General features: G+C 70.9%; 16 protein-coding genes and 1 pseudogene. 4 read left to right on the top strand and 13 right to left on the bottom strand.

The window, feature by feature from the left end:
* Nucleotides 1-99: 99 nt before the first annotated feature.
* Nucleotides 100-1,095, bottom strand: a complete 996-nt coding sequence (locus ACYU7L_RS19895; RefSeq protein WP_460800307.1) for a stage II sporulation protein M — start codon at nt 1,093-1,095, stop codon at nt 100-102.
* 55 nt (nt 1,096-1,150) lie between these two features.
* On the opposite strand from ACYU7L_RS19895, the gene ACYU7L_RS19890 reads away from it, so the two are divergent.
* The gene (locus tag ACYU7L_RS19890; RefSeq protein ID WP_460800306.1) at nt 1,151-1,981 is read left to right on the top strand and encodes an RDD family protein; all 831 of its coding nucleotides are present in this window, start codon (nt 1,151-1,153) and stop codon (nt 1,979-1,981) included.
* A gap of 101 nt (nt 1,982-2,082) precedes the next feature.
* Here ACYU7L_RS19890 and ACYU7L_RS19885 read toward each other — a convergent pair whose 3' ends face one another.
* The 10 genes and pseudogenes from ACYU7L_RS19885 to ACYU7L_RS19840 all read right to left on the bottom strand — a co-directional run bounded on the left by ACYU7L_RS19885 (nt 2,083) and on the right by ACYU7L_RS19840 (nt 12,938).
* Entirely contained in the window at nt 2,083-2,850 is a 768-nt protein-coding gene (locus ACYU7L_RS19885; RefSeq protein WP_460800305.1) for an inositol monophosphatase family protein, read from the bottom strand.
* A 102-nt stretch (nt 2,851-2,952) separates the two neighbouring features.
* On the bottom strand, nt 2,953-4,155 hold the full coding sequence (locus tag ACYU7L_RS19880; protein ID WP_460800304.1) for a S8 family peptidase: 1,203 nt from the start codon (nt 4,153-4,155) through the stop codon (nt 2,953-2,955).
* A 174-nt stretch (nt 4,156-4,329) separates the two neighbouring features.
* A complete protein-coding gene (gene trmB, locus ACYU7L_RS19875; protein ID WP_460800303.1) occupies nt 4,330-5,079 on the bottom strand; it encodes a tRNA (guanosine(46)-N7)-methyltransferase TrmB in 750 nt (249 codons plus the stop codon).
* Between the two features lie 88 nt (nt 5,080-5,167).
* Nucleotides 5,168-6,361, bottom strand: coding sequence for an elongation factor Tu (gene tuf / locus ACYU7L_RS19870; protein ID WP_460800302.1), 1,194 nt, complete (start codon nt 6,359-6,361; stop codon nt 5,168-5,170).
* A gap of 65 nt (nt 6,362-6,426) precedes the next feature.
* Nucleotides 6,427-8,538, bottom strand: a complete 2,112-nt coding sequence (gene fusA, locus ACYU7L_RS19865) for an elongation factor G (RefSeq protein ID WP_460800301.1) — start codon at nt 8,536-8,538, stop codon at nt 6,427-6,429.
* 56 nt (nt 8,539-8,594) lie between these two features.
* Nucleotides 8,595-9,065, bottom strand: a complete 471-nt coding sequence (gene rpsG / locus ACYU7L_RS19860; RefSeq protein ID WP_460800300.1) for a 30S ribosomal protein S7 — start codon at nt 9,063-9,065, stop codon at nt 8,595-8,597.
* Entirely contained in the window at nt 9,065-9,439 is a 375-nt protein-coding gene (gene rpsL, locus ACYU7L_RS19855) for a 30S ribosomal protein S12 (RefSeq protein WP_428344753.1), read from the bottom strand. The genes rpsG and rpsL overlap by 1 nt, the downstream gene beginning before the upstream one ends.
* A 199-nt stretch (nt 9,440-9,638) precedes the next feature.
* Nucleotides 9,639-10,907, bottom strand: a pseudogene (locus tag ACYU7L_RS19850) (MFS transporter); the annotation flags it as partial.
* A 30-nt stretch (nt 10,908-10,937) separates the two neighbouring features.
* On the bottom strand, nt 10,938-11,393 hold the full coding sequence (locus ACYU7L_RS19845; protein WP_460800299.1) for a MarR family winged helix-turn-helix transcriptional regulator: 456 nt from the start codon (nt 11,391-11,393) through the stop codon (nt 10,938-10,940).
* A gap of 81 nt (nt 11,394-11,474) precedes the next feature.
* Nucleotides 11,475-12,938 (bottom strand): NCS2 family permease, encoded by a 1,464-nt coding sequence (locus tag ACYU7L_RS19840; RefSeq protein ID WP_460800298.1) that lies wholly within the window; start codon nt 12,936-12,938, stop codon nt 11,475-11,477.
* A gap of 130 nt (nt 12,939-13,068) precedes the next feature.
* Here ACYU7L_RS19840 and ACYU7L_RS19835 point away from each other — a divergent pair, with 130 nt between their 5' ends.
* On the top strand, nt 13,069-13,380 hold the full coding sequence (locus tag ACYU7L_RS19835) for a DUF2530 domain-containing protein (RefSeq protein WP_460800297.1): 312 nt from the start codon (nt 13,069-13,071) through the stop codon (nt 13,378-13,380).
* Nucleotides 13,381-13,395: 15 nt separating this feature from the next.
* On the opposite strand, the gene ACYU7L_RS19830 is transcribed toward ACYU7L_RS19835, so the two are convergent.
* A complete protein-coding gene (locus tag ACYU7L_RS19830) occupies nt 13,396-14,169 on the bottom strand; it encodes a DUF3027 domain-containing protein (protein ID WP_460801718.1) in 774 nt (257 codons plus the stop codon).
* A 115-nt stretch (nt 14,170-14,284) separates the two neighbouring features.
* Between ACYU7L_RS19830 and ACYU7L_RS19825 the strand changes: the two genes are divergently transcribed.
* Nucleotides 14,285-15,766, top strand: a complete 1,482-nt coding sequence (locus ACYU7L_RS19825) for an MFS transporter (RefSeq protein WP_460800296.1) — start codon at nt 14,285-14,287, stop codon at nt 15,764-15,766.
* A 37-nt stretch (nt 15,767-15,803) separates the two neighbouring features.
* On the opposite strand, the gene ACYU7L_RS19820 is transcribed toward ACYU7L_RS19825, so the two are convergent.
* Complete coding sequence (locus tag ACYU7L_RS19820; RefSeq protein WP_460800295.1) at nt 15,804-16,202, bottom strand: cold-shock protein; 399 nt, start codon at nt 16,200-16,202, stop codon at nt 15,804-15,806.
* A 233-nt stretch (nt 16,203-16,435) separates the two neighbouring features.
* Between ACYU7L_RS19820 and ACYU7L_RS19815 the strand changes: the two genes are divergently transcribed.
* Nucleotides 16,436-18,607 carry a S8 family serine peptidase gene (locus tag ACYU7L_RS19815; RefSeq protein ID WP_460800294.1) on the top strand — a complete coding sequence of 724 codons (2,172 nt, stop codon included), beginning with the start codon at nt 16,436-16,438 and terminating at the stop codon, nt 18,605-18,607.
* Nucleotides 18,608-18,657 lie beyond the last annotated feature (50 nt).

Raw genomic sequence — 18,657 nt, 5'->3', positions numbered from 1 at the left:
CCAACGGCGTGCATTTCACGCCGGAGCATGTCGTCTGTGACCAATCGGCAACCCCGCCGACGGACGCCGTACGACGTACGGCATGCGCCGACTCGGCGGTCAGGCGGCGGTGGCTGCGCGGTCCTCGAGCATCGAGGCGTCGACGTCGCCCGTGTGGCCGCGCAGGTACGCCGCGCGGCCGACCACGAAGACGTAGCCGAAGAAGACGGCCTCGGCCACCACTCCGATGCCGACGCGCGCCCAAGTGGGCAGCGGCGACGGTGTCACGAAGGCCTCGATGATGCCGCTGACGAACAGCACCCCGACCAGGCCCAGGGCCACGGTGCCGGCAGTGCGTCCTTCGCGGGCGATCGACTGCGCGCGGGTCAGCGCCCCCGGCTCGACCCACGACCAGAAGAGCCGGAAGCCGACCCCCGCCGCCACGAACACGGCCGTCAGCTCCAAGAGACCGTGCGGGAGCAGCAGACCGAAGAAGTGGGCGCCGTGGTCGTGGCGGATCATGATCGAGCCGATGATCGCGAGGTTCGCGATGTTGGTGAAGAGCAGGTAGACCACCGGCGCGCCGAGGATCCCGAGCGCCAGGCACAGGGCCGAGACCCAGGCGTTGTTGATCCACACCTGGGCGGCGAAGTGGGAGGCGGCGTACTCGCTGTAGTAGCTCTCGAAGTCCTCCTCGACGAGCTGGTCCACCTCGGACGGCGAGAGCAGTGTCTGCTCCACCTCACCGTGACCCAGCAGCCACCAGATCATCACGGCGGCGACCAGCACGTTGGCGACCAGCGTGGCCAGCCACCACCAGCGCAGGCGGTAGAGGGCAGCCGGGAACCGTTCGGTCACGAACGACACGACCGATCCCCAGGTCGTGACACGGGTCCCGGCTGAGCGGGTGCGTGCCCGGGCCAGGATCGAGGAGAGGTAGGAGACGACCGACGCGTCCGGAGCCGAGGTGCGTACGACCGACAGGTGGGTCGCGACCCGCTGGTAGAGCTCGACCAGCTCGTCGGCCTCCACCCCGTTGAGCCTCCGGCGTCGGGTCAGCTCCTCCAGGCGTCCCCACTCCTGGTGATGCGCGAGCACGTAGGCGTCCAGGTCCACCCCCTGACCCTATGCCGTCTCCGACGGGTCGACGCCAGACCTATGCTGGTCCGCGATGTCCCAGTCCGAAGCACGCACCCCGGAGTTCGCCACCCTCACCGAGGACGACCTGGTGACCGGGGAGGCTGTCGCCCTCGACCTGCCGCCGGCGGGCCTGGGCACCCGGATCGCGTCGGGTCTGATCGATGTCGTCGTTACTCTGACGCTGCTGGTCGTCCTGCTGCTCGTGACGCTGGTGGCGGCCATCGACACCGATGCAGCCCTGGTCTGGGTGGCCTACATCGCCACCCTCATCACGGTGTTCCTGATCTGGCCGTCGGCGTTCGAGACCCTGACCCGCGGCCGGTCGATCGGCAAGCTCGCCCTCGGTCTGCGCACGGTGCGCGACGATGCCGGGCCGATCACGTTCCAGCACGCGTTCGTGCGGGCGCTGATCGGCTTCGTCGAGGTCTACGCCTTCACCGGAGCGCCCGCGTTCTTCTCCGCCCTGCTCAGCGCCAAGGGCAAGCGGCTGGGTGACTACGCCGCCGGCACCTACGTCGTACGGGACCGGATGCCCCTGCGCCTGGCTCCCCCACCGTTGATGCCCCCGCCGCTCGTCGCCTGGGCGATCAGCGCCGACATGCGCAGCCTCCCCGTCCCCTTGGCGCTGGGGGTGCGCCAGTTCCTCTCCCGTGCCCCGCAGCTCGACCCGCGATCACGGCACGACCTCGGGGTGCGGCTCGCCGAGCAGGTCAGTCAGTACGTCGCACCCGCACCGCCGCCGGGCACGCCGCCCGAGCCCTACCTCGCCGCCGTCGTGGCGGAGCGCCGCGAGCGTGACGCGCGCCGGCTGGGCCGCGAGGCCCAGCTGCGCCACCGGCTGGGCGCCGGTCGGCACGGCTGATCCTCCGGTCGTGGCGACCCCCTCGATTGGTCAGAGACGACACGCCCCGGCGCGAAATTGCTGCCGTTGGGGACCAAACGGCAGGGGGTCCGGGGCCTTTCCTACAGCAGCGGGAGCACCGTGTCGCGTACTTCAGAGGTCGCGCTGACCAGGACTGGTCGGTCGATGTCCGTCGGCAGGTAGTCGGAGCCGTCGGGATGCACCACGCTGCCGCCGACCTCGCGGGTGAGCAGGGTGCCGGGGACGTGGTCCCAAGGCTTGGTCATGCCGTAGAGGACGTAGTCGGTGCCCCCGGTGACGACCTGGGGGAAGTCGACGCCGCAGCAGACCCAGGACAGCTCCATCGGCGCCAGGTCGCCCGGCGCGGTGCCGACGCGGCCGCGCATGGACGTCACCCCGCGCGGGTGCCGCGGGTCCTTCGGCTCCGGGCCCTCGAGGCGGACGCCGTCGGCCCAGGCTCCGGCGCCGCGCTCGGCGACGTAGGAGCGGCCGTGGGCGGGCTGCCAGATCCAGCCCCGGACGATCTCGCCGGCCAGGATCTCGCCGATCATCACGGCGTGGTCCGGCGAGCCGTGCACGAAGTTGCGGGTGCCGTCCACGGGGTCGACGGTGAACCAGTGGTCCACCCGGTCCAACCCCTCCAGCAGGGAGGCGTCCGCCGCCACCGCCTCCTCGCCGACGATGAGCGCGTCGGGGAAGGCCTCCTGCAGGCGGCGGGTGATCGCCACCTCGGCCTCGTGGTCGGCGACCGTGACCAGGTCGCCGGGGTTCTTCTCCATCACCTCGTGGTCGGCCAGGGAGCGGAACCGCGGTTCGATGATGTCGGCGGCCACCTCCTGCATCAGCACGAGGACGGCGTCGGTGTCCATGGCCGCCACTATGCCAAGGCCCCCCGAGCCGGACGACCGCGGGTCTCGCGGTGATCCGGCCCGAGGGGCCGATGCTGCGGCTGGGCTACGGCTGGGGACGGCTCAGGGAGCCGTGAACAGCAACCGGTCGGGAGAGCCGGCCTCGTCGATGACCCGGCCCTTGGTCGACTGGCCGATCAGGGCGTTGGCGACCGTCGAGGGACGGGCTGACGGGTTGCCCTGCAGGTAGAGCGCCGCGGCACCCGCGACGTGCGGCGAGGCCATCGACGTCCCGGAGATCGTCGACGTCGCCGAGCTCGAGCCGATCCACGCCGAGGTGATGCTCACGCCGGGGGCGAAGATGTCGGTGCAGCTGCCGTAGTTGGAGAAGTAGGCCCGGGTGTCGGTGCGGTCGGTCGCGGCGACCGTGATGGCTGCCGAGGCCCGCGCCGGCGAGCTGTTGCACGCGTTGACGTCCTCGTTGCCGGCCGCGACGACGACGCTCACGCCGGCGTTGACCATCCGGTTGACGGCCGCGTCGACCGCGGAGGAGGCGCCGCCGCCCAGGCTCATGTTGGCCACGCTGGCACCGCTCCTGTTGGCGGCCACCCAGTCCATGCCGGCGATGACGCCCGAGTTGGTGCCGCTCCCCTGACAGTCGAGGACCCGGACGGGGACCAGTCGCACGTTCTTGGCCACGCCGTACGTCGTGCCCCCGACGGTGCCCGCCACGTGGGTCCCGTGCCCGTTGCAGTCGGTCGTGCCGCGGCCGTCGTTGATGGCGCTGTAGCCGGAGCCCATCCGGCCGCTGAACTGGCTGTGCGAGCCGTTGATGCCGGTGTCGATGACGTACGCCGTGACGCCGCTGCCGGTGCGCGTGTAGCTGTAGGAGCCGCTCAGCGGGAGCGCCGACTGGTCGATCCGGTCGAGCCCCCAGGTGGCGTTGGTCTGGGTCGCACTCGCCTGGATCACCCGATCGGCCTCGACGAACGCCACCCGGGGGTCGTCGCGAACAGCGGCCACCTCGTCGGCGTCCAGCGTGGCGGAGTAGCCGTTGACGGCCTTGTAGACCTCCGTGATCTCACCGCCCTCAGCGCGGGTGTGGCGCCGCGACCTCGTCAGCTGCTGGTCGGTGGCGTCGGCGCGCAGCATCACGATGTACTGGCCCGGCACCTTCTCCGCCGAGCGCGACGCCGAGGTGCCCTGCACGGGCGCATCGTCGCGACTGGCCCTCACGTCGGCGGCGTTGGCCCCGCCGACGACCGCACCCGTCGAGCCCAGCACGACAGCGGCGAGGGTTGCCGCCCCGATAGCCGTTCTCTTCATGTCCTCGAACCTCCTCGGGCCTTCTGGGCCCTCTGGTCGGCACCGTCCCGAGATCGGACAGCGAGCGACACCAGCGTCGCTGAGGCAACCCTGCCTGCGGCGACGGAGATCGGGGAACGGGGGAAACCCTTGCGCTGACCCCACCCGAGGGGCGTTCAGACCGCCGCCGGCAGGTCAGGCCCGGCGTCGGTAGCTGAGGTCGGTGATCGAGCGGCCGGCGGCCAGCCCCTTGCGCTCGAACCGGGTGACCGGGCGATCGGCCCACCGCTCGACGACGCCCCCCTCGAGCGCGGGCTCCGCGTCGAGCACCTCCACCATCTGCTCGGCATACTCCGACCAGTCGGTGGCCAGGCGCCAGGCGGCGCCCGGCGCGAGCCGCGAGCCCACCAGGGCGGCGAACTCGGGAGTGACCAGCCGCCGCTTGTGGTGGCGCTTCTTGTGCCACGGGTCCGGGAAGAACGTCCAGAGCTCGGCCAGCGAACCGGCGGCCAGGAGGTGCTCGAGGGACCACACGGCGTCCACCGAGCAGAACCGGACGTTCTGCGCGCCGGCGTCGGCCACGCGGCTCAGCCCGTCCGCCACTCCGGGACGCCAGACCTCGAAAGCCAGCACGTTGACGTCGGGCCGGGCGGCTGCCAGGGCGGCCGTCGCCTCGCCGACACCCGATCCGATCTCGACGACCAGCGGTGCCTCGCGCCCGAACCACGACGCGAGCGCGAAGCCGGGCTCGTCGACCGCCTCGTCCGGGAACACCCAGGCCTGCGCGTGCGCGTCCCATGCCTCCTGCTGGTGCGGCGTGAACCGGCTGCCGCGCCGGGAGTAGGTGAGCACCTCGCGGATGCGCCGACCGTCCTCGGTGAGCCGGTGGTGCGGGCGCGCCGGTCGTACGCCGGGCGGCTGGGGCGGGTCGGACGGGAGGGACACGGGGCTTCTCTCCTGGGCAGGGGGGACATGACGAACGGCCCCGGACCGCGAGGTCCAGGGCCGTTCGGGTGCTGCAGGTGAGGCTAGATCACTTGGTGATCTTGGTGACCCGACCGGCGCCGACGGTGCGGCCGCCCTCGCGGATCGCGAAACGCAGGCCCTCGTCCATCGCGATGGGCTGGATGAGCTCGACCGACATCTCGGTGTTGTCACCCGGCATGACCATCTCGGTGCCCTCGGGCAGGGTCACGACGCCCGTCACGTCCGTGGTACGGAAGTAGAACTGCGGGCGGTAGTTGTTGAAGAACGGCGTGTGGCGGCCGCCCTCCTCCTTCGAGAGGATGTAGACCGAGGCCTCGAAGTTGGTGTGCGGGGTCGTGGTGCCCGGCTTGATGACGACCATGCCGCGCTCGATGTCCTCGCGCTTGGTGCCACGAAGCAGCAGACCGACGTTCTCACCGGCCTGGCCCTCGTCGAGCAGCTTGCGGAACATCTCGACACCGGTGACGGTCGACTTCTGGGCCTTCTCGCGGATGCCGATGATCTCGACCTCCTCGTTGACCTTGACGATGCCACGCTCGATGCGGCCGGTGATGACCGTGCCGCGACCGGTGATCGTGAAGACGTCCTCGACAGGCATGAGGAACGGCTTGTCGGTCTCACGCGCCGGGGTCGGGATGGACTCGTCCACCGCAGCCATCAGCTCGAGGATCGACTTGCCCCACTTCTCGTCGCCCTGGAGCGCCGGGAAGGCAGCAACGCGCACGACGGGGATGTTGTCGCCGTCGAACTCGTACTCGGAGAGGAGCTCGCGCACCTCCATCTCGACGAGCTCGATGAGCTCCTCGTCGTCCACCATGTCGCACTTGTTCAGCGCGACGACCAGGGCGGGCACGCCGACCTGGCGGGCGAGCAGCACGTGCTCACGCGTCTGGGGCATCGGGCCGTCGGTGGCCGCGACGACCAGGATGGCGCCGTCCATCTGCGCCGCGCCGGTGATCATGTTCTTGATGTAGTCGGCGTGACCGGGGCAGTCGACGTGAGCGTAGTGACGCTGCTCCGTCTGGTACTCGACGTGCGCGATCGAGATCGTGATCCCGCGCTGACGCTCCTCGGGAGCCTTGTCGATCTCGTCGAACGCCGAAGCGGCGTTCAGGGTCGGGTACGCGTCGTGAAGCACCTTGGTAATCGCCGCGGTCAGCGTCGTCTTACCGTGGTCGATGTGACCGATGGTGCCGATGTTGACGTGCGGCTTGGTCCGCTCGAACTTCGCCTTAGCCACTGGGGCTCCTCCTGGTGTGGGTTGTTACTTGACTCGTACTGGGTGTTGCCGAGGTCCGGACGAGATTACTCGCCGCGAACCTTCTTGATGATCTCGTCGGCGACGTTCTGAGGAACCTCGGCGTACGAGTCGAACTCCATCGAGTACGAAGCCTGGCCGGAGGTCTTGGACCTCAGGTCGCCAACGTACCCGAACATCTCTGACAGCGGCACAAGGGCGTTGACGACGCGGTCGCCGTGACGGTCCTCCATGCTGCTGACCTGGCCGCGCCGCGAGTTGATGTCACCGATCACGTCTCCGAGGAAGGAGTCGGGGGTGGTGACCTCGACCGCGAACACGGGCTCGAGCAGGACCGGCTTGGCCATCCGTGCGGCCTCCTTGAAGGCCGCGATGCCGGCGATCTTGAAGGCCAGCTCGGAGGAGTCGACGTCGTGGTAGGCGCCGTCCTCGAGCGAGACCTTCACGTCGACCATCGGGTAGCCGGCGAGGACGCCGAACTCCATGGCCTCATGGGCACCGTGGTCGACCGACGGGATGTACTCGCGCGGGATGCGACCACCGGAGACGTTGTTCACGAACTCGTAGCCCGCGCCGTGTCCGGTCTCGGGGTCGGTGTTCGGCTCGATCGAGATGACGATCTTGGCGAACTGGCCCGAGCCGCCGGTCTGCTTCTTGTGCGTGTAGCTGTGGTTCGCGACCTTGCGACGGATGGTCTCGCGGTAGGCCACCTGCGGCTTGCCGACGGTCGCCTCGACGCGGAACTCGCGACGCATGCGGTCGACGAGCACGTCGAGGTGGAGCTCGCCCATGCCGGCGATGATCGTCTGCCCGGTCTCCTCGTCGGTCTTGACGGTGAAGGTGGGGTCCTCCTCCGACAGCCGCTGGATGGCCGTGCCCAGCTTCTCCTGGTCGCTCTTGGTCTTGGGCTCGATCGCGACCTCGATCACCGGGGCCGGGAACGTCATCGACTCGAGGACGACCGGGTTCTGCACGTCACACAGCGTCTCGCCGGTGGTGGTGTCCTTGAGGCCCATCACCGCGACGATCTGACCGGCGCCGACCGACGCGATCTCCTCGCGCTTGTTGGCGTGCATCTGGTAGACCTTGCCGATCCGCTCCTTGCGGCCCTTGACCGAGTTGAGCACGGTCGCGCCCGCCTCGAGCTTGCCCGAGTAGACGCGGACGAAGGTCAGCTTGCCCAGGTGCGGGTCGGAGGCGATCTTGAACGCCAGGCCGGCGAACGGCTCGTCGTCGTTGGGACGACGCTGGATGATCGTCTCCTCGTCGTTGACCTTGTGGCCCTCGACGGCCTCGATGTCGAGCGGCGAGGGAAGGTACTTGACGACCGCGTCGAGCAGGGGCTGGACGCCCTTGTTCTTGAAGGCGGTGCCGCACAGGATCGGGTTGATCTTGTCGGCCAGCGTGGCGCGACGGATGGCCGCGTCGAGCTCCTCGACGGTGAAGTCCTCGCCCTCGAGGTACTTCTCCATGATGGCGTCGTCGGCGTCGGCGATCGTCTCGAGCAGCTTGACGCGGTACTCGGCGGCCTTCTCGGCGAGCTCGGCCGGGATCTCCTCGACCTCGTAGTCCTCACCGATCGTGGTCTCGCCACGCCAGGTCAGGGCACGCATGCCGACGAGGTCGACGACACCGATGAAGTCGCCCTCGGCGCCGATCGGGAGCTGCAGGACCAGCGGGGTCGAGTTGAGACGCTCGATGATCATGTCGACGCAGCGGAAGAAGTCCGCGCCGGTGCGGTCGAGCTTGTTGACGAAGCACATCCGCGGGACGGAGTACTTGTTGGCCTGACGCCACACCGTCATCGTCTGCGGCTCGACACCCGCGACACCGTCGAACACCGCGACGGCGCCGTCGAGGACGCGCAGCGAGCGCTCGACCTCGACGGTGAAGTCCACGTGGCCGGGGGTGTCGATGATGTTGATCTGGTGCTTGTTCCACCAGCAGGTCGTCGCGGCGGACGTGATGGTGATGCCGCGCTCCTGCTCCTGCTCCATCCAGTCCATCGTGGCCGCGCCCTCGTGGACCTCACCGATCTTGTACGTGATGCCCGTGTAGAACAGGATCCGCTCGGTGGTGGTGGTCTTGCCGGCGTCGATGTGCGCCATGATGCCGATGTTGCGGACCTGGTTGAGGTCCGTGGTGATGTCGACAGCCACTTAAGTGTCGTCCCCTCGGGAGAGTCGGGAGGTGTGTCGGTCCGGTCGGACCGACGTCACCAGCGGTAGTGCGCGAAGGCCTTGTTGGACTCGGCCATCTTGTGGGTGTCCTCACGCTTCTTCACCGCGGCACCGAGGCCGTTGCTCGCGTCGAGGATCTCGTTCATCAGCCGCTCGGCCATCGTCTTCTCGCGACGGGCCTGGGCGTAGCCGACGAGCCAGCGCAGGGCCAGCGTCGTGCTGCGGTTGGGCTTGACCTCGATCGGCACCTGGTAGGTCGCACCGCCGACGCGGCGGGACTTGACCTCGATGGCCGGCTTCACGTTGTCGAGCGCACGCTTGAGCGTGACGACCGGGTCGGTGCCGGTCTTCTCACGGCAGCCCTCGAGCGCGGTGTAGACGATGCGCTGAGCAACCTGCTTCTTGCCGTCCTGCAGGACCTTGCTGACGAGCTGGGTGACGACCTGCGAGCCGTAGACCGGGTCGACGTCGAGCGGACGCTTCGGGGCGGGACCCTTGCGAGGCATTAGCTCTTCTCCTTCTTCGCGCCGTAACGGCTGCGGGCCTGCTTGCGGTTCTTGACACCCTGGGTGTCGAGCGAGCCGCGAATGATCTTGTAGCGGACACCGGGAAGGTCCTTCACCCGGCCGCCGCGCACGAGCACGATCGAGTGCTCCTGGAGGTTGTGGCCCACACCCGGGATGTACGCCGTGACCTCGACGCCGCTGGACAGGCGCACACGGGCGACCTTGCGCAGAGCGGAGTTCGGCTTCTTCGGGGTGGTCGTGTAGACGCGGGTGCAGACACCGCGGCGCTGGGGCGAGCCCTTGAGGGCAGGCGTCTTGCTCTTGGACACCTTGTCCTGGCGGCCCTTGCGGACCAGCTGGTTAATCGTGGGCACCTGGTGGTTCCCCTTCGTTTTGTCTCTCAGTACCCGGCGCTCTGCTGGGCACGATGATGCTGCTCGGTGTGCTGGTGGTGCACGGCGAACTCGACCGATGCAACCCCCGCGGTCGGGCGTGTCGCCCTTCCTGGATCGTCACCACACGGGTAACTTGCGCCGGGATCCGCGCTCGGTGCCGGTGGTTCTGACCCGCCGACTACTTCCGAGCACGCGCAACGGTCTGGTTGTTCCAGACACGAGGGAAAAGACTACTCGGCCGCCATACACCGGTCAAAACGCGGCGACCGGGCCCGAAGACGGCCACGGCGAGCAACACGCCCAGCACGGTCATCGCCCCTCCGCCGAGCAGCGTCCAGCGCGCGCCGAAGACCTCGCCGATCCACCCCACGGCCGGCGCTCCCAGCGGGGTGCCGCCCATGAAGATCATCATGTAGAGCGCCATCACCCGCCCTCGCAGCGCGGGCTCGACCGACATCTGGATCACGGTGTTGGCGGCGGTGATCATGGTCAGGGCGCTGATCCCCAGGACCGGCATCCACAGCGCGAACCACCAGTAGCCCGGCAGCAGTCCGGCCACCACCTCGGCGGCGCCGAACGCCAGCGCCGAGAGCACCACGAGACGCTGCCCGACGTGGGCGCGGCGTGCGGCCAGCAGCGCACCCGTGAGCGAGCCGACGGCCATCGCCGTCCCGAGGAAGCCGTACTCCGTGGGGCCCTTGCCGAAGACCTCCGTGGCCATCAGCGCCGAGGTCATCTGGAAGTTCAGCCCGAACGTGCCGGCGAAGAACACGATGGCGAGGATCAGCATCAGGTCGGGCCGGCCCCGCACGTAGCGGACCCCCTCGCGGACACCGCCGCCCCCCTTGGGCAGCGGCTCGGGGGTGGCCAGGAGTGCCGGGTTCATCCCGCGCAGGGCGATGACCGGGCCGGCGTAGGTCAGCGCGTTGATCACGATCACCCAGCCGGTCGCCACCGCTCCCCCGCCGAGAGCGGCGATCAGCAGGCCGGCGATCGCGGGCCCGACGATGCGCGCGGCGTTGAAGGACGCCGAGTTCAGGCCGACCGCGTTGCTCAGGTCCTCGCGGGTCACGATCTCGCTGACGAACGACTGCCGGGCCGGGCCGTCGAAGGCCGTGCCGATGCCGAACACGAAGGCCAGCACGAACACGTGCCACACCTCTGCCACACCGGTGACGGCGAGCACGCCGAGCACCAGTGCCGGGACCGCCATCATCACCTGGGTGATCTGCAGCAGCGTGCGCTTCGGCACGCGGTCGGCAACCAGGCCGGCGTACGGCGAGAGGAGCAGGATGGGCAGGAACTGCAGGCCGGTCGTGATGCCGATCGCCGTACCGCCGTTGGTGGCGAGCTGCAGGACCAGCCAGTCCTGCGCGACCCGCTGCATCCAGGTGCCGACGTTGGAGACGGCGCCGCCGGCGGCGTAGAGACGGTAGTTCGCGTTGGCGAGCGCCTTGAACGTGGGAGACGTGGTGGTTCAGTCCTTCCGGGCCAGTTCTTGGAGAAGAGGGGCGGCCCGTCGCAGGACCTCGCGCTCGTCGGGCTCGAGCTCGGCGAGGCGGCGGGCCAACCAGGCGTCGCGTCGGCGACGGTCGGCCAGCACCACCTGGCGACCGCGGTCCGAGAGGGCGATCAGCACCTGCCGACCGTCGGTCTCGTGCGGGCGCCGGGCGACGAGGCCGTCGGCCTCGAGGGCGTTGACGGTGCGCGTCATCGACGGCGGCTGGACCCGCTCGCGGGCCGCGAGCTCGCCGACCGGGCACTCCCCCTCGCGGAAGAGCGTCCCGAGGACCGCCATAGCGCCGGCACTCAGCTCGTTGTCCGGGTGCCGCTCGGCGGCCAGCCGGCGGCGCAGACGCATCACGGACAGGCGCAGCTCGGCGGCGAGGCCGGCGTCGGTGCGGGAGGCGAGCTGAGGGGTGGGCACATCCACCCCAACTCGTTACCGTTGCTAACTATTCCGCGCGCTCGTGGTGACGCGCGCCACGGCGTCGCGGACGGCCTCGGCCGGGCGTCAGCCCACCCAGGAGGAGATCGGGCTGATCGCGAAGTAGATGAGGAAGAGGACGGCGATGATCCACATCAGCGCGTGCACCTGGCCGATCTTGCCGCGCACGACCTTGATCAGCACGTAGGCCAGGAAGCCGGCCCCGATCCCGGCGGAGATCGAGTAGGTGAACGGCATCACGACGATCGTCAGGAACGCCGGGATCGCGATCTCCAGGTCGTCCCAGTCGATGCCGCGGACCTGCTGCATCATCAGGAAGCCGACCAGCACCAGCGCTGGCACCGCCGCCTCGTTGGGTACGACGCGCACCACCGGCGCGAAGAACATCGCCAGCAGGAACAGCAGCCCGGTGACCACCGAGGAGAGTCCGGTGCGCGCGCCCTCGGCCACGCCGGAGGTCGACTCGATGTAGGAGGTGTTGGAGGAGACGCTGGCGGCACCACCCGCGGCGGCAGCGAGCGAGTCGACGATCAGGATCCGCTTGGTGTTCGGCGGGTTGCCCTCCTCGTCGAGCAGGCCTCCCTCGGCGCCGATGGCGGTCATCGTGCCCATCGTGTCGAAGAAGTCGGCCAGCAGCAGCGTGAAGATCAGCAGCGCGACGGTGACGATGCCGGCGTTCTCCCAGGACCCGAGCAGGCTGAACTCGCCGACCAGGCCGAGGTCGGGGAGCTGCACGACCTCGTCCGGCAGGGCGGGGACGTTGAGGTTCCAGCCCTTGGGGTTGACGGTGCCGTCGGCGCCGAAGGTGGGACCGACGTCGGCGAGCTTCTCGACGATGATCGCGAGGACCGTGGTCGTCAGGATCGAGATCAGGATGGCGCCGCGCACGTGGGCGACGTAGAGCCCGATGACCAGCGCCAGGCCGATCACGAACACCAGGACGGGCCAGCCCTGCAGCTGCCCGCCGATCCCCATCTCGACGGGCACCGAGCCTGCGGTCTTGCGCACGAAGCCGGAGTCGACGAGGCCGATCAGCGTGATGAACAGCCCGATGCCCACCGAGATGGCCACCTTGAGCTGCCCCGGGACGGCCTTGAAGACCGCCTCCCGGAAGCCGGTCAGCACCAGGAGCAGGATGATCAGGCCCTCCATGACCACCAGGCCCATCGCGTCGGCCCAGGTCATCTGGCTCGCGATGGAGTAGGTCACGAAGGCGTTGAGCCCCAGCCCCGCGGCCAGCGCCATCGGGTAGTTGGCCACCGCGCCCATCAGCATCGTGAGCACCCCGGCCACCAGCGCCGTCGCCGCCGCCACGGCCGCCACGTCACCGCCGGCGAGCTTGTCGCCGTTCAGGTCGGCGCCGCCGGTGAGGATGATCGGGTTCAGCACGAGGATGTAGGCCATCGTCAGGAACGTGACGATCCCGCCGCGCACCTCCCGGCCGACGGTCGAGCCGCGCTCGGAGATCTTGAACCACGAGTCGAGGGGGCCTGCGGTGCCGGTTGCCGGGCGCGTCGTCTGCTTGTCCACGGGCGACAACTGTGGCAGATCTCCGCGCCCTCGCCGACCACCTCAGCCGTGGGTGAGACGAAGATTGCACCGAGCAGCGCGCCCGTGCCCCGCTCCCGACGTACGGCGGGGATCGGCTAGCGTGGGTCGCGTGGAGATCCGCGACGAGCAGCCGATGCGGCACGAGATCGGCAGCCGCACCTTCCTCGTCGCCGACGTCGCCCCGCTCGACGTCGACGGCGTGCGCACGGTCACGGTCGGCTCCGTGCTGTGGCTGATCGCGTTCGTGGCGCTGCTGCCGTTCTACGGCGAGCTGCAGGACAGCGGCCGCGTGTGGTGGCTCTGGACCTGCCTGGCCGGCTTCGGGCTGGGCCTGTTCGGCGTGGAGTTCTGCCGCCGGCACCGCCAGGCGCGCACCGACACCCCACCCGCCGACGACCAGCCCGCCGACACCCAGCCCTGAGCCTCGCGCAGCGTCCTAGAACGACTCGATGTCGTCGGGGTTGATCGTGTCCACGACCGGCTCGAGCGGCGGCAGCGGCTGGTGCTTGCGCGCCAGCTGCACCTCGGAGTGGGCGCCGCAGCCGTGGTCGAACGACACGATCCGGCCGTCGTCGTTGGCGTTGCCGTTGGCGCAGACCCCGAACATCTCCGAGAGCGGCCCGGCGATGCGCAGCAGGAAGCCGCACGAGGTGCAGGGCTCGGGAGCCGCCTGAGCGACGGGCGAGGTGGGGCCGCCGTCGCCGTCGTACCAGCGCTGCGCGGCGAGGTCGCGGCCCTCCACCGAGAGCGTCCGCACCCGGCCCAGACCCAGGTCGGCGGCGACCTGACGCACCTGCGCCTTGTCGTCGGCGTCGAGCGGGTCGTCGCCGAAGGAGTACGTCGGGACCAGCCGCGGGTCGTCGTCCTCGACGGGGAGCAGGTCGCCGGGCGAGAGGTCGCCCGGGCGCACGCGCTCCTTCCACGGGAGCCAGGCGGGGGCCACGATGGCCTCGTCGCCGGGCACGAGGACGATCTCGTCGACGGTGATCCGCTTCTGGCGCGAGGCGCGCGCCACGGTGACCGACCAGTGCCAGCCGCGGTAGCCCGGGCGCAGGCACGCGAAGAGGTGGGTGACGACGCGCTCGCCCTCGGGCTGCAGGCCGAGGGGTTCACCCACATCGGCGGCGTCGACGAGGTCGAGCAGTGCCGCGCGGGCGACGTCGACCGCGGCGGCGGCAGCGGCGTCGGGCTTGGGACGAAGGGTGGCCATCACGTCGAAATCATGACGCATGGCCGGGCGACCTGTCGCCCCACCCCACGAACCCACCCCCGCACGCTGCCGGGAAGTGCACCGATCTGCGTCCCAGAACGGACATGATGTCCCCATGACCGCCCCTCACCCGGACCCGTCACCGCAGGAGCGGCCCGCCCGCCCCTCGGGGGCACGCCGGGCCGGCTCGGCGGTGCAGACCGGTGCCCGCGCGACCGCGGGCGCCCTGCGCGGTGCCGCACGGGTGAGTGGGCGCGCCGGGCGGTTCACGGTGCGTCAGGCGCGGCGCGCCTCGCACGCCGAGGGGGCGGGCGACTCCGGCCTGTCCCGGCTGATCGAGATGCACGCCTTCAACACCGCCGGCGACGCGGCCGTCGCGATCTCCTTGGCCGGCAGCCTGTTCTTCCAGGTGCCGACCGGCGAGGCGCGCGACCAGGTGGCGCTCTTCCTCGGGCTCACGATGCTCCCGTTCGCGATCGTCGCGCCGCTCATCGGGCCGTTCCTGGACCGATTCAGCCATGGCCGTCGCTGGGCGATCGGCGCGACCATGGCCGTGCGGGCCTTCCTGTGCTGGGTGCTCGCCTCGGCCGTGGTCACGGAGTCGGTGTGGCTCTTCCCCGCGGCATTGGGGGTCCTCGTCGCATCCAAGGCGTACGGCGTGACGCGGGCCTCCGCCGTCCCGAGGCTGGTGCCGCGCGACTTCACCCTGGTCAAGGCCAACGCCCGGATCTCGCTGTCCGGGGTCGTCGGGGCCTCGGTCTCGGCTCCCATCGCCGGCCTGGCCGCCACGGTGGGCGCCGAGTGGTCCCTGCGCTATGCGTTCGTGCTCTTCGTCGTGGCGACCGTCCTGGCGATCCTGCTGCCGGCCAAGGTCGACTCGAGCCAGGGCGAGATCCGGCTGGCGCTGCTGCCCGGCGCCGCGGCGGAGGGCGCGTCGTACGGCGTCGCCGACGGGAAGGGCGGCTGGCGTCCGGCGAGCAAGGGACAGGCAGGCAGGCAGCAGGCAGGCAGGCGGGCGCCCAGCGTGCGGATGCCCCCCGCGGTGGCGTTCGCCCTGCGCGCGAACGCCGGCCCGCGCTGGATGATGGGCTTCTTGACGATGTTCATGGCGTTCCTGCTGCGCGAGAACCCGATCGCGGGCTGGAGCACCGAGTGGCTGCTGGCCGTGGTGATCGGCGCGGCCGGGGCCGGCAACGTGCTGGGCATCGCCATCGGCTCGCTGCTGCGGCGGGTCAACCCGTCGACGACCGTGGTGCTGGCGCTGCTGGCGGACGCGGCCATGGCGCTGGTCGCCGCGCTGTTCTACGGCGTGCTGCCGCTGGCCCTGCTCGGGCTGACCGCCGGCCTGGCGCAGTCGCTGGCCAAGCTGTCGCTGGATGCGACGATCCAGCGCGACGTCCACGAGCGGGTGCAGTCGAGCGCCTTCGCCCGCTCCGACACCACGCTGCAGCTCGCGTGGGTCATCGGCGGCTTCGTCGGCATCGCGATGCCACTGCTGCCGCAGCTCGGCCTGGGCGTCGCCTGCGCGGTGCTGGCCGCCTGGTCGGTCTATGTGCTCTCGGCGCGCCGCTCGGCGGTGTCGCCTCAGGCGAGTTGAGCCAAGGTCGGTTGAGCCAGGGTCAGTTCAGCCAGGGTCAGTTGAGCTCGAGCTCGTCGGCCAGTGCCCGCAGCAGCTTGGCGGTGGGGCCCGAGGTGCGCGCGTCGGGGTGACGGCCGTGGCGGTAGCCCTCTCCCATCCCGTCGAGGAGCTTGATCAGGTCCTCGACGATCGGGCCCATCTGCTCGGGCGACTTGCGCTGGGCGCGCGACTTGTTGCGCGCCACCGACGTCGGCGCCTCGACCACCCGCACCTGCAGGGCCTGCTCACCGCGCCGTCCCTGGGCGATGCCGAACTCGACCCGGGTCCCGGCCTTGAGCGTGCTCACGCCGTCGGGCAGCGCCTCGGCGCGCACGTAGACGTCGGCTCCGTCGTCCTGCGACAGGAAGCCGAACCCCTTGTCGGCGTCGTACCACTTCACCTTGCCACTGGGCACGGGACTGACCTCTTCTGTGTCCTGCGCCGCGGCCTCGCGCCCCGGCGAGGGACAGCCTAGGGGCGAGCCCGAGAGCCGTGCCACCCGGTGGGACCTACCCCACCGGGTGACCGGTTTGGAGCAGGCGCTCTGGTGAACCGGGCATTCGCCTGTCATGATCGGTGGTTTGCATGACAATGGGACCTTCGAGGTCCCTGGGACGGAAGAGAAACGTGGGAACGCAGGCTCGACGGGTGCTCCCGCGACGGCACTGGCCGCTCGCGCTGCTGCGCCCTGCCCTGCCGGCGGCGATGGCCCTCCTGCTCGGCCTCGGCGCCGCTGGCGTCCCGCTCTCCGCCGAGGCCCGACCCACCTTCGATCGACCCACCGTCGATGACGCCTCCGCGTCGGGCTCGCTGAGCCACGCGCTCTATCTCGTGACCCTCGACGGACCCGGCACCGCGGGCTACCGAGGCTCGCTGACCTCTGCCGACTATCGCACGCGGCAGCTCGCCGAGCAGGACGACACGCTGGCCGCGGTCGGCGCCGACGAGCCGATCTATCGCTGGACCACCGCCCTCAGCGGGGTGGCCGTCCACCTCACCCCCGGCCAGGCGAGCGCGCTGGCCACCACTCCCGGCGTCGCGTCGGTCGAGCCCAACGCCGTACGCCGCCTGGCCGGCACCCGTGACGGCGCCCGGGCACCCGGGTCCCCCCGCTCGAGCGGGGGCGGGGAGGGCGTCGTCGTCGGGATCGTCGACTCGGGCATCTGGCCCGAGAGCCCGCTGTTCACCGGGCACACCGGCGGCCCCACCAACGGTCGCTTTCGCGGCACCTGCGTGCCCGCCGAGGACTGGCCCACCGACGGCTGCGACGCCAAGCTCGTCGGGGCGAGCTGGTTCGTGGCCGGCTTCGGCGCCGATGCCGTGCGCGCGAGCTCCTCGCTGTCCGCCCTCGACGACAGCGGCCACGGCACGCAGGTGGCCTCGATCGCCGTCGGCAACGCCGGTGTGTCAGTCGATGCGGCGGGCGAGTCGATGGGGACCTACTCCGGCGTGGCGCCCGCGGCGGCGCTGGCCGTCTACAAGGCCTGCTGGACCGCGCCCGACCCTGCCGACGACGGGTGCGCGACCGCCGACCTGGTGACCGCGATCGACCGCGCCACCGAGGATCGCGTCGACGTGCTCAACCTGTCCGTCGCGGGCGGGAGCGCCCGCGACACCGTCGCGCGGGCCCTGCTCGGGGCGACCGAGGCCGGCATCGTGGTCAGCACGGCAGCCGGGCGCGCGCAGAGCGCCCAGCCGCCGTGGGTCGTGTCGGTCGGCGCCACGACCTCCGCCGTACGCCAAGGGGCCGTGCGAGTGGTGGGCGGTCCTCGCCTCACCGGCGCCATGCTCTCGCGCCGCACCACCGAGCCGGCGCCGCTGGTCCTCGCTGCCGACGCCGTCGCGCCCGGGTCGCGTCGAGCCGACGCTCGCCTGTGCCGGCCCGGCTCCCTGGATGCCGGGAAGGTGTCCGGAGCCGTGGTGCTCTGCGCCCGAGGGGGCATCGGCCGTGTCGACAAGTCGCTCGCGGTGCAGCGGGCCGACGGTGTCGCGATGGTGCTGGTCAACCCGAGCGGCGGCGACGTCGCCGCCGACTTCCACAGCGTTCCCACCGTGCACCTGTCCGCGTCGGACGGCCGCCGCCTGCAGCGCCGGCTGGCGCGCCACGACGACACCCAGGTCGTCCTGACCCCGCTCGGCGACGCCGGCGGCCGGTTGCGGATGGCGCCCTTCTCCCCCACCGGTGAGGGGTCGGGTGCGGCCGACCTCGTCGCACCCGGCGTCGGTGTGCTGGGCGCGGTGCCCCCCGATGACTCCGGCCCACGCTGGGACTTCCTCACCGGCACCTCGGCCGCAGCGGCCCACGTCAGCGGCACCGCCGCGGACCTCCTGGCCCGCGGCCTCACGCCCGCGCAGGTCCGCTCCGCACTGGTGACCTCGGCCCGCCCGCTGGGTGACGCCCCCGTCACGCAGCAGGGATCCGGCGCGCTGCAGAGCCTCGAGGCGCGGCGGCCGGGGCTGACCCTGACGACCCGGACCGCCGGCTACCGCGCCTGGCTGGAGGCCGGTCTGCCCCGCGGCAAGGAGGGCAGGGCGCTCAACCTCCCCGAGATCACCATCGACCCGGGGCAGCGCCAGACGACGCGTCGGGTGACCAACACCGGCAGCCGCGCCCTCTACTTCTCCTCGGCGGCACGCGGCTTCGAGCGCTATGGCGTGCTGGTCACGCCGGCCGCGCTGCGGCTGGGCCCCGGGGAGTCCGCCACCTTCCGGGTGCGGCTCGACCGCCCGGCCGTCGCGGGTCGCCGCGACGACGGCTACGTGGTGTGGCGCGGCGCCAACGGAACGCGAGTCGGCGTCCCGGTGCTCGTCGCCCCCTGACGCCCCGGCCCCCGACGAATCCCGCCGACCCGTCAGAAGATCTCGCTGAC

The sequence above is a fragment of the Nocardioides pacificus genome (assembly GCF_054775955.1).
Note: the sequence above shows the minus strand (reverse complement) of the source record. Positions and strands in the feature narration are given on the sequence as shown.

Bases quoted from the DNA above. Each gene is read 5' to 3' on its own strand.
- rpsG (WP_460800300.1), bottom strand. From the start codon at position 9,065: ATGCCTCGCAAGGGTCCCGCCCCGAAGCGTCCGCTCGACGTCGACCCG.
- ACYU7L_RS19830 (WP_460801718.1), bottom strand. From the start codon at position 14,169: ATGGCCACCCTTCGTCCCAAGCCCGACGCCGCTGCCGCCGCCGCGGTC.
- ACYU7L_RS19880 (WP_460800304.1), bottom strand. From the start codon at position 4,155: ATGAAGAGAACGGCTATCGGGGCGGCAACCCTCGCCGCTGTCGTGCTG.
- ACYU7L_RS19885 (WP_460800305.1), bottom strand. From the start codon at position 2,850: ATGGACACCGACGCCGTCCTCGTGCTGATGCAGGAGGTGGCCGCCGAC.
- ACYU7L_RS19825 (WP_460800296.1), top strand. From the start codon at position 14,285: ATGACCGCCCCTCACCCGGACCCGTCACCGCAGGAGCGGCCCGCCCGC.
- ACYU7L_RS19890 (WP_460800306.1), top strand. From the start codon at position 1,151: ATGTCCCAGTCCGAAGCACGCACCCCGGAGTTCGCCACCCTCACCGAG.